The 13,877-nt window shown below is 63.6% G+C and carries 14 protein-coding genes; 9 read left to right on the top strand and 5 right to left on the bottom strand.

The features are described 5' to 3' along the window. Positions 1–114: 114 nt before the first annotated feature. Positions 115–1,698 (bottom strand): ABC transporter substrate-binding protein, encoded by a 1,584-nt coding sequence (locus tag ACWPW0_RS21910; RefSeq protein WP_447595063.1) that lies wholly within the window; start codon positions 1,696–1,698, stop codon positions 115–117. Between the two features lie 413 nt (positions 1,699–2,111). On the opposite strand from ACWPW0_RS21910, the gene rpmB reads away from it, so the two are divergent. Beyond that, positions 2,112–2,348, top strand: a complete 237-nt coding sequence (gene rpmB, locus ACWPW0_RS21905) for a 50S ribosomal protein L28 (RefSeq protein ID WP_447595061.1) — start codon at positions 2,112–2,114, stop codon at positions 2,346–2,348. A 10-nt stretch (positions 2,349–2,358) separates the two neighbouring features. Continuing rightward, entirely contained in the window at positions 2,359–2,514 is a 156-nt protein-coding gene (gene rpmG / locus ACWPW0_RS21900) for a 50S ribosomal protein L33 (RefSeq protein WP_083723973.1), read from the top strand. Positions 2,515–2,665: 151 nt separating this feature from the next. Here rpmG and ACWPW0_RS21895 read toward each other — a convergent pair whose 3' ends face one another. Next, positions 2,666–3,031: a cupin domain-containing protein gene (locus tag ACWPW0_RS21895; protein ID WP_454256546.1), complete on the bottom strand. Its 366-nt coding sequence runs from the start codon at positions 3,029–3,031 to the stop codon at positions 2,666–2,668. A 215-nt stretch (positions 3,032–3,246) separates the two neighbouring features. Here ACWPW0_RS21895 and ACWPW0_RS21890 point away from each other — a divergent pair, with 215 nt between their 5' ends. Both ACWPW0_RS21890 and ACWPW0_RS21885 read left to right on the top strand, forming a co-directional pair. After that, positions 3,247–4,737 carry an aldehyde dehydrogenase gene (locus ACWPW0_RS21890; RefSeq protein ID WP_454256545.1) on the top strand — a complete coding sequence of 497 codons (1,491 nt, stop codon included), beginning with the start codon at positions 3,247–3,249 and terminating at the stop codon, positions 4,735–4,737. A 285-nt stretch (positions 4,738–5,022) separates the two neighbouring features. Next, entirely contained in the window at positions 5,023–6,171 is a 1,149-nt protein-coding gene (locus ACWPW0_RS21885; RefSeq protein ID WP_454256781.1) for an MFS transporter, read from the top strand. Positions 6,172–6,174: 3 nt separating this feature from the next. Here the strand turns inward: ACWPW0_RS21885 and ACWPW0_RS21880 are convergent, their stop codons facing one another. Together ACWPW0_RS21880 and ACWPW0_RS21875 are read right to left on the bottom strand one after the other, a co-directional pair. Continuing rightward, positions 6,175–7,734, bottom strand: coding sequence for a phospholipase D family protein (locus tag ACWPW0_RS21880; protein ID WP_454256544.1), 1,560 nt, complete (start codon positions 7,732–7,734; stop codon positions 6,175–6,177). A 58-nt stretch (positions 7,735–7,792) separates the two neighbouring features. Next, complete coding sequence (locus tag ACWPW0_RS21875; protein ID WP_454256543.1) at positions 7,793–9,217, bottom strand: aminotransferase-like domain-containing protein; 1,425 nt, start codon at positions 9,215–9,217, stop codon at positions 7,793–7,795. 176 nt (positions 9,218–9,393) lie between these two features. Here ACWPW0_RS21875 and ACWPW0_RS21870 point away from each other — a divergent pair, with 176 nt between their 5' ends. Continuing rightward, entirely contained in the window at positions 9,394–9,615 is a 222-nt protein-coding gene (locus ACWPW0_RS21870) for a DUF1127 domain-containing protein (protein WP_454256542.1), read from the top strand. Positions 9,616–9,770: 155 nt separating this feature from the next. Further along, entirely contained in the window at positions 9,771–10,529 is a 759-nt protein-coding gene (locus ACWPW0_RS21865; RefSeq protein WP_447595051.1) for a hypothetical protein, read from the top strand. Positions 10,530–10,586: 57 nt separating this feature from the next. Here the strand turns inward: ACWPW0_RS21865 and ACWPW0_RS21860 are convergent, their stop codons facing one another. After that, complete coding sequence (locus ACWPW0_RS21860) at positions 10,587–11,918, bottom strand: NAD(P)/FAD-dependent oxidoreductase (RefSeq protein WP_454256541.1); 1,332 nt, start codon at positions 11,916–11,918, stop codon at positions 10,587–10,589. A gap of 150 nt (positions 11,919–12,068) precedes the next feature. On the opposite strand from ACWPW0_RS21860, the gene ACWPW0_RS21855 reads away from it, so the two are divergent. From ACWPW0_RS21855 to ACWPW0_RS21845, 3 genes are read left to right on the top strand one after another with little or no spacing between them, the layout of a single operon-like run. Beyond that, on the top strand, positions 12,069–12,422 hold the full coding sequence (locus ACWPW0_RS21855) for a YkgJ family cysteine cluster protein (RefSeq protein WP_447595047.1): 354 nt from the start codon (positions 12,069–12,071) through the stop codon (positions 12,420–12,422). A 59-nt stretch (positions 12,423–12,481) separates the two neighbouring features. Continuing rightward, positions 12,482–13,027: an RNA polymerase sigma factor gene (locus ACWPW0_RS21850; RefSeq protein ID WP_454256540.1), complete on the top strand. Its 546-nt coding sequence runs from the start codon at positions 12,482–12,484 to the stop codon at positions 13,025–13,027. Further along, positions 13,024–13,869, top strand: coding sequence for a FecR family protein (locus tag ACWPW0_RS21845; protein WP_454256539.1), 846 nt, complete (start codon positions 13,024–13,026; stop codon positions 13,867–13,869). The genes ACWPW0_RS21850 and ACWPW0_RS21845 overlap by 4 nt, the downstream gene beginning before the upstream one ends. Positions 13,870–13,877 lie beyond the last annotated feature (8 nt).

The following is a 13,877-nucleotide window of genomic DNA, read 5'->3' as shown; positions in this document are numbered from 1 at the left end:
CTTCGTGCAGGATGTAGGTCAGCTGTTGCAGGTTGTGCGCCCCTGTAATCCAGCCACGGTGGGCATGGCGCGCTCTACGGGTAGAAAACGCTACCTGCGCCCGGGGTAAGCCGACTAGCGTTCTTGCTTGAGCTGCACGCGGGAGAAGTCCTGGCGGCCGAATGGGTTGGCCTGATAGCCCTCGACCCGCGTGCTCAGCAGTACGCTGGCGGTCGGGTGGGCCAGTGGTAGCCACAGCGCCTGCTCTTCGATGATCTGCTGTGCGGCGTGATAGGCGGTGCTGCGTTGGGCCTGGGCGCTGCGGGTCTTGCCCTCGGCAATCAGGCGGTCGAGGCTGGCATCGCAGTAGCGGGCAAAGTTGGTGCCCGTCTGCACGGCGGCGCAGGAAAATTGCGGACTGAGAAAGTTGTCCGGATCGCCGTTGTCACCGGCCCAGCCCATGAACAGCAGGTCGTGTTCGCCCGCCTTGGCGCGGCGGATCAACTCCCCCCACTCGATCACGCGGATCTGTGCGCGGATGCCGATCTGCGCCAAATCGGCCTGCAGCAATTGCGCGCCGAGGCTGGGGTTGGGGTTGAGCAGGCTGCTGGAGGGGCGCGTCCAGATGGTGGTCTGGAAACCCTCTGCCAAACCAACCTCGGCCAGTAGCTCGCGGGCTTTTTGCGGGGCGTGCGGGTAGCGCGGGAGGTCGCTGGCAAAGCTCCACGTGGTGGGCGGGAACGGGCCGCGGGCTGGCTGGGCGCTGCCTTCGAAGACAGCCTTGAGGTAGCTGGCGCGGTCGAAGGCCAGGTTAATCGCCTGGCGCACCTGGGGCTTGTCCAAAGGCGGATGCTGGCTGTTGATGGCGACGAAGGCGGTCATGAATGCTGGCGTTTCGCTGATGGCCAGCGCCGGGTCGAGGCGGGCGCTGCGCACGTCCAGGGGCTTGGGCGAGAGTGCGATATGGCACTCGCCACGCCGCAGCTTCTGCAGGCGCACGGTGGCTTCCGGGGTAATGGCGAATACCAGGGCATCGACACCTGGCTTGCCGGCGAAGTAATCGGGGTTGGCGGTATAGCGCACCACCGCGTCGCGCTGAAAGCGCTTGAGCACGAAGGGGCCGGTACCGACTGGCTGGCGGTTGAGTCGCTCCGGCGTACCGGCCTTGAGCAGTTGGGCGGCGTACTCGGCCGAGTAGATGGAGGCGAAGCCCATGCTCAGGCTGGCGAGGAAAGTGGCGTCGGCCTGCTTCAGGGTGAAGCGTACGGTGTGTGGGTCGGGCGCACTGATCTGGGTGATCAGCGTCGGCCATTGCATCGATTGCGCATGGGGATAACCGCTGGGCGAGGTCTTGTACCAGGGATGGTTGGGATCGAGCATGCGCTGGAAGCTGAACAGCACGTCTTCGGCATTCAGGGGGCGGCCGGGGGTGAACCAGGGTGTGCTGTGGAAGCGGACGCCGGTGCGCAGGTGGAAGTCCCAGGTCAGGCCATCGGCGGAAACCTCCCAGCGTTCGGCCAGGCTGGGCCGCAGTTGCCCGCTGGTGGCATCGAATTCGACCAGGCGATTCATCAGCACGTCCGCCGAGGCGTTGGTAGTGGTCAACGCGTTGTAGCGGACCACATCGAAGCCTTCCGGGCTGGCCTCGGTGCACACGCTGAGTGTGGTGGCATGGCCAAGGATGGGGATGAGCAGCAGGAGCAGGGCAGCGAGGCGCATATATAAAAGGTGTCTCCAGATCGGGGTCGCCAAGGCTGGCCTGTGGGATGAGGCGTGCGAGATGTTCGGGCCGAGCGCGATACCCTGAGCGTCCGGCCAGCGCCTAACCTAGACCAACATGGCGGGCGCGACAATCGCCGGTGGCGACGAGCGGTCGTCTTCCGCTGGCCTTGCCAACGCTGGCGAGCCGGGGTTCCGATGGCAGGGGTGGCTGTTGGCAGCACGTATCTCGCCTTGCGGCGATGGGGGTGTTCTGGTATAAAGCAGCGCTCTTTTCTAGGGGCCCGGTACTGCGCCAGCAGATGAGGCCGGTAAGACCCCCCGAGAAACGCGGCGCAGAGCGCCAAATGACTTTATTAGTTCAAGCGGCCAACCCATGCCGGGTTGGGCATGTGGTTTTAGAGGGCTGAGGCATGTCGAGAGTCTGTCAAGTTACCGGTAAGGGTCCGGTAACCGGGAACAACGTTTCCCACGCGAACAACAAAACCCGTCGTCGTTTCCTGCCGAACCTGCAGCATCACCGCTTCTGGGTCGAGTCTGAAAAGCGTTTCGTGCGTCTGCGCGTTTCTGCCAAAGGCATGCGCATCATCGACAAACGCGGCATTGACGTAGTGCTGACCGAGCTGCGCGCTCGCGGCGAAAAGGTTTAAGGAGCAAGTCATGCGTGAACTAATCCGTTTGGTGTCCAGCGCCGGTACCGGCCACTTCTACACCACTGACAAGAACAAGCGCACCACCCCGGACAAAATCGAGATCAAGAAATTTGATCCGGTTGTTCGCAAGCACGTGACCTACAAGGAAGCCAAGATCAAGTAATTGATCCGGCCCTTGCGAAAAACCCGCCTGATGGCGGGTTTTTTTATGGCCGGCTATTCATGGCGGTCACCCTTCGGCTGCCGCGATGCGCCGCTAGACATTTCTCCCGGAAATTCTTAACGGCGGTGATTTAGCGGTTGGGCGCGCAGGTTCAGTCAGCGGCCTGTTCGAAGATCACATAGACCTTTCTGCACGGCTCCAGTACTTCCCAGGTCCCGGAGAACCCGGCTGGAATCACGAAGCGGTCACCGGCGCGTACGGTACGGGCGTTGCCCTGCTGATCGCGCAGTACGGAAACCCCCTGAAGGATTTCGCAGTATTCATGCTCGGTGTAGTTGACTGTCCACTGCCCGACCGCGCCCTCCCAGATGCCGGTGTTGAACTGACCGCAGGGGCTGGCGTAGTGATTGCGAACGCTCTGCTCGGGGTCGCCCTTGAGGATCTTTTCCGCGGCGGGGCGATAGTGCTCGGGTGTGCTGGTGCTGCTGGCGAAATCGACGATCTGCTCGATGTTCATCGTTCTTTCCGGGGGCTGGCTGGGGCGGTTGGTCTGGAGTCTATGTTTGATAAAACGCACATTGCAAGGCGATAAACAGGCGTTTGTCAAAAATATTGAAAAGGCACCTGCCGGTGGTTTAGTGTTGCCGGCACGGTGGCCGCTGCCCGGCCTGACAGACTATTTGCCCGTGCGTGTGGTCGATTCACTACACGCTCCGACCCGAGGATACCGCTATGAGCCTTACCCGTGCCGATTGGGAGCAGCGCGCCCAGAACCTGAAGTTCGAGGGCCGTGCCTTCATTCATGGCGAGTACCGTGCGGCCGCCTCCGGGGCGACGTTCGACTGCCTGAGCCCGGTTGACGGTCGTCTGCTCGGCCCGGTTGCCAGCTGTGACCAGGCCGATGCCGACCTGGCGGTGCAGGATGCCCGTGCCACGTTCGACTCCGGTGCCTGGTCGCGCTTGGCACCGGTCGAGCGCAAGAAAATCATGATCCGCTTCGCCGACCTGATCGACGCCCACACCGAGGAACTGGCGCTGCTGGAAACCCTCGACATGGGCAAGCCGATTGGCGACTCCACCGCGGTCGACGTGCCGGCTGCCTCGCGAGCGATTCGCTGGAGCGGTGAGGCCATCGACAAGATCTATGACGAAGTGGCCGCCACCGCTCACAACGAGCTGGGCCTGGTCACCCGCGAGCCGATTGGCGTGGTCGCGGCCATCGTGCCATGGAACTTCCCCCTGCTGATGACCTGCTGGAAGCTCGGTCCAGCGCTGGCGACCGGCAACTCGGTGATTCTCAAACCGTCGGAGAAGTCACCGCTGACCGGTATCCGCATCGCCCAGCTGGCCATCGAGGCGGGTATTCCGGCAGGTGTGTTCAACGTGCTGCCGGGCTTCGGCCATACCGTGGGCAAGGCCCTGGCCTTGCATATGGATGTCGACACCCTGGTGTTCACCGGGTCGACCAAGATCGCCAAGCAACTGATGATCTATGCCGGTGAGTCGAACATGAAGCGCGTCTGGCTGGAGGCCGGTGGCAAGAGCCCGAACATCGTCTTCGCCGATGCGCCGGACCTCAAGGCCGCTGCCGAGGCTGCCGCCAGCGCCATCGCCTACAACCAGGGCGAGGTCTGTACGGCTGGCTCGCGTCTGCTGGTGGAGAATTCGATCAAGGACACCTTCGTGCCCATGGTGGTCGAGGCGATCAAGACCTGGAAGCCGGGCAACCCGCTGGACCCGGCAACCAATGTCGGCGCGCTGGTCGATACCACGCAACTGAACAACGTGCTGGCCTATATCCAGGCCGGGCATGACGATGGCGCCAGGCTGGTGGCCGGCGGCAAGCGCGTGCTGGAAGAGACCGGCGGCACCTACGTCGAGCCGACGGTGTTCGATGGCGTGAGCAATGCCATGCGCATCGCCAAGGAAGAAATCTTCGGCCCGGTACTGGCCGTGATCGGTTTCGATAGCGCCGAGGAAGCGGTACAGATCGCCAATGACACGGTGTATGGCCTGGCGGCTGCGGTATGGACCAGCAACCTGTCCAAGGCGCACCTGACCGCCAAGGCGCTGCGTGCCGGCAGCGTGTGGGTCAACCAGTACGATGGCGGTGACATGACCGCGCCGTTCGGCGGCTTCAAGCAGTCGGGCAACGGTCGCGACAAGTCGCTGCATGCCTTCGATAAGTACACCGAACTGAAGGCCACCTGGATCAAGCTGTAGTCATTCTGGGCGACCTCCGGGCCGTCGGTCATGCTGCGTTGTGTCCTCGCTTTTAATGCTCACGTACTGCAGTACGCTGCGCTTAAAAGCTGCGGGGCGCCTGGCCTGACCTTAGTCCCGAAGCTCTGGATTGATGGTGGATTCGACAACAGGATCGTATAGCGTTATTGAAAGGTCCGCTCCTCCGGGAGCCGGCTCTCGCGAGCCAAACCTGCGGCCGGGTTTCTGCAAGGAAACCCGGCCGTTTTGCATAGAGGGCCGTCCTGGCTGGAGACGATGATGACAATGCGTTGGGGCACCTATTTCGCCGTCTGCATGGCAGTGATCAGCATCGGCCTGGCCCTTGGGGTCACCATGCCACTGGTATCGCTACGCCTGGAAAGCTGGGGGCATGGGTCGTTCGCCATCGGTGTGATGGCGGCCACGCCGGCGATTGGCGTGTTGCTCGGCGCTTCCATTGCCGGACGGCTGGCTGCGTGGCTCGGCACCGCTCGCCTGATGCAGGCGTGCCTGCTGGTAGGGGCGATGTCCATCGTGCTGCTGGCGTTGATACAGAACTATGCGGTGTGGCTTGGCTTGCGTCTGTTCATCGGCGTGGCGCTGACTGTGGTGTTCATCCTCGGCGAAAGCTGGATCAACCAACTGGCCGTCGAACACCTGCGCGGGCGCCTGGTGGCCCTGTATGGCACTGGCTATGCCCTCAGCCAACTGTCCGGGCCACTGTTGCTGACTGTGCTGGGTACCGACAGTGATCTGGCGTTCTGGGTTGGTACTGGCCTGCTGGTGGGCGGTTCGCTGTTGCTGCTGGGGCGCACCGGCGCACCGAGTGTGGGCGGTCACAGTGCGTCGGGGCGTGACCTGCTGGTGTTTTGCCGGCGTATGCCGACCATTGCCTGGGCGGTGATGCTGTTTGCCGCCTTCGAGGCAATGATGCTGACGCTGTTGCCGATCTACGGCCTGCGCCAGGGTTTCACCCAGGAGGTCGCGCTGCTGATGGCCAGCGTGGTGGTAGTCGGTGATGCCGCCCTGCAACTGCCCATTGGCTGGCTGGCCGATCAGATGTCGCGGCGCACGCTGTTCCGCGGCTGTGGCGTGGTGCTGTTGCTGTCCAGCCTGGGGGTTCCGCTGTTGCTGCATACGCCGCTGATCTGGGTGCTATGGGTGCTGTTCGGCGCCAGTGCCGGTGGCCTGTTCACCTTGTCGCTGATCCTCATCGGCGAGCGTTTCCGCGACGATGAGCTGGTGAGCGCCAATGCCCATGTGGCCCAGCTCTGGGGTATCGGCTGCCTGGTCGGGCCGCTGGCCACGGGCGCTGCCAGCCAGTGGATAAGTGGGCATGCGTTGCCGCTGTTGATGGCGGTGGGTGCGGCGGGCTTTATCTGGCTGGCCTGGCGTTCCGATGATGAGTTGCTGACTTCCGGTGCTACCCGCTGAGCGTCATAGCAGGCGCTCCACCCCGATAACCCGGGCGAACCAGGCGTTGAACTGGCGCCAGGCACCGCCCGGTTCCTGTTCGATAACGTGCTCCTGGCCGTTGTCCTCGGCAATCCACACCAGGCGTTTGCCGTCATCTGTCAGGCGCACCTCGTAACTGAGGGACGGCTGCATGCCCTGCAAGGCCAGCTCACGCACGCGCTGGCTGAGGAGCGGGCTGTCGATCAGTACGCCGACCTCGGTGTTCCACAGCACCGAGCGCGGATCGAAGTTGAGCGAGCCGATGAACACCTTGCGCTGGTCGATGATCATTGCCTTGCTGTGCAGGCTGGAGTTGGAGGCACCGCTGAAGCTGTAGGGTGCGCCAGAGCCACCGACCGGGCCTTCGCCGTCGGGTTGGCGGCGCATCTCGAACAGACGGATGCCATGTTCCAGCAGCGCCTTGCGATAGGGCGCGTAGCCGCCATGTACGGCGGGTACATCGGTGGCTTCCAGCGAGTTGGTCAGCAGGCGCACATCGACTCCGGCATCGGCGTGGGCGGTCAGGTAACCGAGGCCTTCGGGGGCTGGCACGAAGTACGCCGAGACCAGGATCAGCTCTTCGCTGAGTTGCTCTAGGTCCGGCTGCAGCTGGCTGGTCAGCAGCAGGTGGGCGTCTGGTATGCCGCTGGCCAGTACCTTGCTGGGTGCGTCCCACAGGGCGCTGCCATGGGCCCAGGTCAGCTCACTGAGCCAGGTTTCAAGCTGAGGCGTGTGGCGGTAGGCGAGTAGGCGTTCATAGAGGGTTTTCTGTTCCAGTCGGGCGCGAGCCAGGTAGCCCCGCAGGCGCTGCCGGGACTGCTCCACCTCGGCGGGTTTCGCCTGGCGCCAGACAAACTGCTGCACGGGCTTGCTCAGGGCGCTGTTCCAGTACTGGTCGAAGCTATGGGCCAGCTGTTCCGCCACGGGGCCGACGGCGAGCAGGTCGATATCGGTGAAGTTCAGGTTGGGCTCGGCATCGAAGTACTCGTCGCCCAGGTTGCGCCCACCGACGATGGCCGCGCTGCTGTCGGCCAGCCACAGCTTGTTGTGCATGCGCCGGTGCTGCTGGCCGAGGTTCAGCGCGCGACCCAAGAGGCGGGTGATGCCCATGGTCCGTCCCAGGTGCAGCGGGTTGAACAGGCGTACCTGGATATTCGGGTGGGCGGCGAAACGGGCGATCTGGTAGTCGCGCCCATCACTGCTGGTGTCATCGATCAGCAGGCGCACGCGAACGCCACGGTCGGCGGCGGTGAGAATTTCATCGAACAGCGCGCGGGTGCTGAGGCCGTCGTGAATGATGTAGTACTGCAGATCGAGGCTGTGCTGCGCGGCGCGAATCAGTTCGGCGCGGGCGGCAAAGGCTTCGTTGCTGGCCGGCAACAAACGAAACCCCGACTGCCCGGGATGCGCGGCGGCCAATGCCTGCAAGCGCTGGCCAAAGCTGGAGCGTTCAGCGGGGATGGCCTGGCTGGTCTGGATCTGCGGCGGCGTGGCACAGGCGCCCAGGCAGAGCAGCAGGGCGATCAGCAGGACGCGGTGCACGGCAGCCTCCGGTGACGGGTGGGATGGTCGAGCTTGGACGCTGATGCTCGGTGATGATTCAGGTTGTAGGGGCTGCCAGCAGGCTGGCAATGGTTTCGCCGACTCGGCGCACGGCGTTTTCCACCTGCGCGCTGGGCTTGGCGGCGTAGTTCATGCGCAGGCAATTACGGAACTTGCCGGACGCGGAAAAGATGCTGCCCGTGGCGATCTGCACCCCATGTTGTTGCAGCTCGCGATTGAGGCGATGGCTGTCGAAGCCATCCGGCATCTCCACCCAGATCATGAAGCTGCCTTGCGGTTGGCTGACCTTGACCGTAGTCGGAAAGTAGCGGGCAATCCACTCGAGCATCATGTCGCGGCCGCGCTGGTACTGCGCGCGCATGCGCCGCAGGTGCGGCTCGTAGTGGCCGCCGGCGATGAATTCGGCGAGCGCCATCTGCGGCAGCTGGGCGGTCGAGCCGGTGCCCATGTACTTCATGTGCAGCACACGGTCGCGGTAACGACCGGGCGCGATCCAGCCGATACGCAGGCCGGGTGCCAGGGTTTTCGAGAATGAGCTGCACAGCAGCACGCGACCGTCCTCATCGAATGACTTGATGGTGCGCGGCCGCGGGTAGTGGTACGCCAGTTCGCCATACACATCGTCCTCGATGATCGCCACGTCATAGCGCTGTGCCAGGCTCAGCAGGGCACGCTTGCTGGCCTCCGGCATGATGTAGCCGAGCGGGTTGTTGCAGGTGGGCGTGAGCTGGATGGCCTTGATCGGCCACTGTTCGAGCGCCAGCTCCAGCGCGCTCAGGCTGATGCCGGTGAGCGGGTCGCTGGGCAGTTCCAGAGCCTTCATGCCGAAACCCTTGAGCGCCTGCATCACGCCATGAAAGCTCGGCGAGTCGACTGCGACGATATCGCCGGGCTCGCACACGGCACGAATCGCGGCCGACAGCGCTTCGTGGCAACCGGTGGTGATGATGATGTCGTCAGCGGGGATATGGCAGCCGGAATCCAGCATCAGGCGCGACACTTGCTCGCGCAAGGCGGGGTCACCATGGATGCTGCCGTAGGTCAGGGTGCTGACATCCTGGCGACGACTGAGTCGCGACAGCGAGCGCAGCAGCGGTTTGAGAGTGGGGCCGCTGATGTCCGGGCGGCCACGCCCGAGCTGGATCAGATCAGGGGAGGGCGCGTTGCTGATCTGCTCCAGCACCTGATCCCATTGCGAAACCTCTACGGGGCGCTGGGGTGTGCGACTGACATTGGGCAGCGCCGGCGCCCGGCGCGTCATCGGCACGAAGTACCCGGACTTGGGGCGTGGCACGGCCAGGCCCTGGTCCTCAAGGTGGCGATAGGCTTGCTGCACGGTGCTCAGGCTGACGCCGTGCTCGAGGCTGAGCGCGCGCACCGACGGCAGGCGATCACCGGGCCGGTACAGGCCCTGCTCGATGCGGGCGCTGAGGGCGTCGGCCAGCAGGCGGTAGCGGGTCATGGTGGTCTCCCGGCTGAAGCGAAACTCAAAACCAGTACAGATGGCATTTCAATATTCAATTCAGAGAGAAATATGGCTCATCTGTATGGAAATAATAGCGATCTGCTGGATCTGTAATGGTTCTATTGCGTTGTTCATCATCTATTTCCATACAGATGAAGGCAAGGAGAACGGTTATGAGCGACCTGAGCGAGAGGGTGATCAGCCCATCCCTGCAGGGTTGCGAGGTCGGCGATAGGGCGAAGCAGGCCCCCGGAGGCTGGGGTGTTTTTCTGCGGCGCTGGCGCACCCGCAGGGCCCTGGGCGAACTCTCGGACAGCCAGTTGCGCGACATCGGCCTGACCCGTGAGCAGGCTCAGGCCGAAGCACAAATGCCTTTCTGGCGCTTGTGGCGTTAGCGCGCAAAAGCAGCGGAAGGCCCTAGGTCGCGGCTGGGACCGTTCGTCGATCAACCCGAATCAATGGGAACACTTCGAGTCCACGTCATGAGCGGTCCATTTCGGTGCATCACCGGCATGGCCACTTCATGAATCGATCGATAAGGAGTTAACCCATGCGTTTGAACGGACTGACCACGACCACCGCCCTTGGCCTCTGCCTGGCTGGAGCCTCCCACGTCTACGCCGACTCGGTGACCGACCCGATTTCCAACCTGGGCCTGATCGGCTCGCACAACCAGTACAAGCTCAGCGTTTTCGATGAAAGCGACAAGTCCCGGGTCAACCAGGGCGGCCTGTACTACAACTTCGGCAACAAGCTCACCGGCCAGGAAGGTTTCATCTACCAGATCGGTGCCGAAGGGCAATACGGCAAGAAGGATGACACCAAGTACAAGTCGGCTCGCGCCGAGTTCGACCTGGGCCTGCGTGCCGCGCTGAGCACCAACAACTACATCGATGGGATCATCGGTGGCGGTTACGACTGGGGTCGTGTCCAGCATGACGATGTGCGCATCGGGCTGGGCAGGGAAGACGTCAAACTGACCACCAAATCGCCATTCGCCAAGGCCGGCCTTGGCTACAACTACCTGACCCCGGACTACACCGTGCGTCTGGAACTGGGTGCGCGTTATTCCATCGAGGGCCGTAGCAAGCTCGAAGCGGGTGACTCGGACACCGTCGACCTCAAGGACAAGGTCAACCCTTACGGTGAGCTGACCGTGCTGTGGAACAAAGGCATCAACAACCTGCCGATCAGCACCAGCCTGTACTACACCCAGACTCGCTATCAGCTCGATAGCAGCAGCACCTTCGCCGAGCGCAGCAAGCTCAAGCAGGAACAGGTCGGCCTGAAACTCGGTCTGGCATTCTGATCCTGATGTAGCGGACGTGAAGCCGTCCCCGTTGCGGGGCGGCTTCACGGTGGTGCGTCACATTCCCAGCTTCTCTTTGACCTGATACCAGAGCATGCCCAGCGCCAGCAGTGGCGAGCGCAGCAACTTGCCGCCGGGGAAGGTCATGTGGGGTACCTGGTTGAACAGGTCGAATCCCGTGCTCTGTTCGCCACTGATGGCGTCGGCCAGCAGCTTGCCGGCCAGGTGCGTGGCATTCAGGCCATGCCCGGAATAGGCCTGGGCATAATAGACATTGGGCTGCTCGGCGAGCCGGCCGATCTGCGGCAGACGGTTGGCACCGATACCGATCATGCCGCCCCAGTGGTAATCGACGGCGACATTTTCCAGTTGTGGGAACACCTGCAGCATCTTCGGCCGCATATAGGCGGTGATGTCGGCCGGGTCGCGCCCGGAGTAATGGCAGGCGCCGCCGAACAGCAGGCGACGGTCCGCGGAGAGGCGGTAGTAGTCGAGCGCCACGCGCTGGTCGCACAGCGCCATGTTCTGCGGGATCAGGCTGCGCGCCTGAGCCGGTGACAGCGGCTCGGTGGCGATCACGTAGCTGCCAGCAGGTAGCACCTTGCCGCCGATTTCCGCATTCAGATCATTCAGGTAGGCATTGCAGGCCAGCACCAGGGTACGCGCCCGGACCTGTCCGTTGGCGGTATGCACCTTCACTTCCGGGCCGTAGTCGATGCGGGTTACCGCTGAGTCTTCGAACAACCGCACGCCCAGCGAGGCTGCTGCCGCGGCTTCGCCCAGCGCCAGGTTGAGTGGGTGAAGATGCCCGGAGCCCATGTCGATCAGGCCACCGACATAGCGGTCGGAGCCAACCACTTCATGCATTTGCTCGGGTTGCAGCAAGCGTACCTCGTGGCGGTAATCGAGCTTCCACAGGTCTTCCAGGTCCTCGGCGAAACCGGCCAGGTCGCGGGGGGTGTTGGCCAGGTCGCAGTAGCCCCAGGTCAGGTCGCAATCGATGCGAAAGTGCTCGACCCGTCGACGGACCAGTTCCACCGCTTCCAGGCCCATCAGCTTGAGCGCGCGCACGCCGTCTTCACCGAGCACGGGGGCGAACTGCTCGACATCGTGGCCAACGCCGCGAATCAACTGCCCGCCATTGCGACCGCTGGCACCCCAACCGACCTTATGGGCTTCCAGCAGCACCACCGAGAAGCCGCGCTCAGCCAGTTCGATGGCCGTATTCAGCCCGGAAAAACCACCACCGACGATGCACACGTCGGCCACTGTTTCGCCTGCCAGTGCCGGATAGCTCAACGCCCGGTTGGCGGTGGCGGCGTAATAAGAGGCAGCGTGCTGGTCGGAATGCACGGCGTGTGGTTGCGGCTGGCGAACGCGAGCGTTCATGTGCGGAATCCTGTTTTTTGTGTTTGGAAAATTTGACGCAGCATAAGCGCGTCACTCACCGCTAGCCAAGAGGGCGCGCCGGAAAACTGCGTGAAGTGATCATTTCTCCCGCTGACGCTAAGATGCGCGCCTTCTTTCAGGGCGCCGCCGATGAGTTGTACCAATCGCAAGATCGATCACCTGCGTCGGCAGATCCCGCGTTTCGACTGCGTGCCCGGTTGCCACGACTGTTGCGGCCCGGTAACGGCCTCGTCGGAGGAAATGGCGCGCCTGCCGGTCAGGAGCGACGCCGAGCACGACGCGGCGCTGGCCGAGTTCAACTGCGTGCACCTTGGCCCCCAGGGCTGCCAGGTGTATGACCAGCGCCCGTTGATCTGCCGGCTGTTCGGCACCACGGCGAGCCTGCCGTGCCCGCGTGGGCGTGGGCCCGAGACGCCGACCGAGCCACAGGTCGAACGCCAGGTGCATCAGTTGATTGCCAGTACCCGGCAGGTGCTGGTCTAGGCGGGGCATTTTTCTTGGATATAATGCGACTCACTTTCAATTGGAAGCGATAATCCGCAATGTCCAAGTCCTCACCCGACGTCGAACTGATCGGCGCCCTGGCGCTGCATTATGACGACCTGGTCGACTACATTCGCCGGCGCTTCCAGGGTGGCCAGTTCGCCCGCGAGGTGGTGCACGACGTGTGCGTGCAATTGCTGGAAAAGCCACCGCAGCAACCGGTGCACCTGCCGTTCGCCTTCCTGCGTCGTGTCACCTTCAATCGGGCCATCGATCGGCGTCGTGCCGACAACACCCGCAATGCCTATTTCGAGCGAACGGCCGAGGTGCCGGACTGGCATGTGCACGAACTCGATGGCGCGGCGACGCTGAGCTTCGAGCAGCAACTGGAGGCGCTGCTGGCAATCATCGAGGCGTTACCGGCGCGAGCCCGCCAGGTGTTTCTCCTGCACCGTATCCATGGCATGCCGCAGCGTGAGATCGCGGCTGAGCTGGATATCTCGGTCAATATGGTGACTCAGCATTTTTCCCGGGCCATGCGCACCATCGCCCGGGACTGGGAGCCGGCGCGCCAGGTCCTGGCTGGCCGGTACCGCACGCAATGAGCAGTCCTGTTCGCCCGGAGAGCAACGCGTCGGCTGCCGACCCTCTGGCGCCTTTCGAGCAGGCCTTGCGCACGCGCGTACCCTCCCGCGATGCGCTGTTGGCCGAGGCCAAGGCGCAGAGCGCGCGGCAACGGCGGCGCAAGCAGGCGCTTGGTGGCGGGCTTTCGGCCTTGCTGCTCGCTGCGGGCTTGTGGACGCTGGACCCGGCCTGGCATAGCGAGGACATACGGACCGCCACTGGCCAGCGCGAGAGTTTGCAACTGGCCGACGGCAGCCAGGTCGTGCTCAATAGCGCCACGCACCTGCGGGTCGAGCGGCGCCTGCGCAGCCGGCAGATCGACTTGCTGGACGGCGAGGCGACCTTCACCGTGGAGCACGCAGACAAGCCGTTCATCGTGCGCAGCCAGGGTGTGGCGGTGCGTGATATCGGCACGGTATTCAACGTGCGCAGTGACAGCCGGGGCGTCGCGGTCGCGGTGATCGAGGGCGCGGTCGAGGTGTCTAGCCAGGAATCGCCGGCGCAACGTCTGGATGGTGGTCAGCAAGTGCTGGCCAGTGCCGGGCGGGTTGGCCCTATAGAAGTGGCGGACATGGGGCGGGTCACTGCCTGGCAGCAAGGCAAGCTGCGTTTCGACGGTATGCCGTTGCGTGATGTGCTCGTCGATATCCAGCGCTATCGCCAGGCACCGGTTCGCCTGGCCGATGCGCGCCTCGGCAGGCTGCGGGTATCCGGTGAGTTCGACAGCGACTCGGTTGAATCGTTGATCGACCTGCTACCGGCGATCCTGCCGGTGGTCATGGTGCGGGGCGGCGATGGTAGCGTGCTGATCAGCGGGCGCTAGACGCGGCA

It is taken from the genome of Pseudomonas sp. Marseille-Q8238, assembly GCF_965111915.1.
Note: the sequence above shows the minus strand (reverse complement) of the source record. Positions and strands in the feature narration are given on the sequence as shown.

What these genes read in the sequence shown, in the direction of transcription:
- ACWPW0_RS21885 (WP_454256781.1), top strand. Translation starts at nt 5,023, where the DNA reads ATGCGTTGGGGCACCTATTTCGCCGTCTGCATGGCAGTGATCAGCATC.
- ACWPW0_RS21850 (WP_454256540.1), top strand. Translation starts at nt 12,482, where the DNA reads ATGTCCAAGTCCTCACCCGACGTCGAACTGATCGGCGCCCTGGCGCTG.
- ACWPW0_RS21855 (WP_447595047.1), top strand. Translation starts at nt 12,069, where the DNA reads ATGAGTTGTACCAATCGCAAGATCGATCACCTGCGTCGGCAGATCCCG.
- ACWPW0_RS21895 (WP_454256546.1), bottom strand. Translation starts at nt 3,031, where the DNA reads ATGAACATCGAGCAGATCGTCGATTTCGCCAGCAGCACCAGCACACCC.
- ACWPW0_RS21910 (WP_447595063.1), bottom strand. Translation starts at nt 1,698, where the DNA reads ATGCGCCTCGCTGCCCTGCTCCTGCTGCTCATCCCCATCCTTGGCCAT.
- rpmG (WP_083723973.1), top strand. Translation starts at nt 2,359, where the DNA reads ATGCGTGAACTAATCCGTTTGGTGTCCAGCGCCGGTACCGGCCACTTC.
- ACWPW0_RS21890 (WP_454256545.1), top strand. Translation starts at nt 3,247, where the DNA reads ATGAGCCTTACCCGTGCCGATTGGGAGCAGCGCGCCCAGAACCTGAAG.
- rpmB (WP_447595061.1), top strand. Translation starts at nt 2,112, where the DNA reads ATGTCGAGAGTCTGTCAAGTTACCGGTAAGGGTCCGGTAACCGGGAAC.
- ACWPW0_RS21845 (WP_454256539.1), top strand. Translation starts at nt 13,024, where the DNA reads ATGAGCAGTCCTGTTCGCCCGGAGAGCAACGCGTCGGCTGCCGACCCT.
- ACWPW0_RS21875 (WP_454256543.1), bottom strand. Translation starts at nt 9,217, where the DNA reads ATGACCCGCTACCGCCTGCTGGCCGACGCCCTCAGCGCCCGCATCGAG.
- ACWPW0_RS21865 (WP_447595051.1), top strand. Translation starts at nt 9,771, where the DNA reads ATGCGTTTGAACGGACTGACCACGACCACCGCCCTTGGCCTCTGCCTG.
- ACWPW0_RS21870 (WP_454256542.1), top strand. Translation starts at nt 9,394, where the DNA reads ATGAGCGACCTGAGCGAGAGGGTGATCAGCCCATCCCTGCAGGGTTGC.
- ACWPW0_RS21860 (WP_454256541.1), bottom strand. Translation starts at nt 11,918, where the DNA reads ATGAACGCTCGCGTTCGCCAGCCGCAACCACACGCCGTGCATTCCGAC.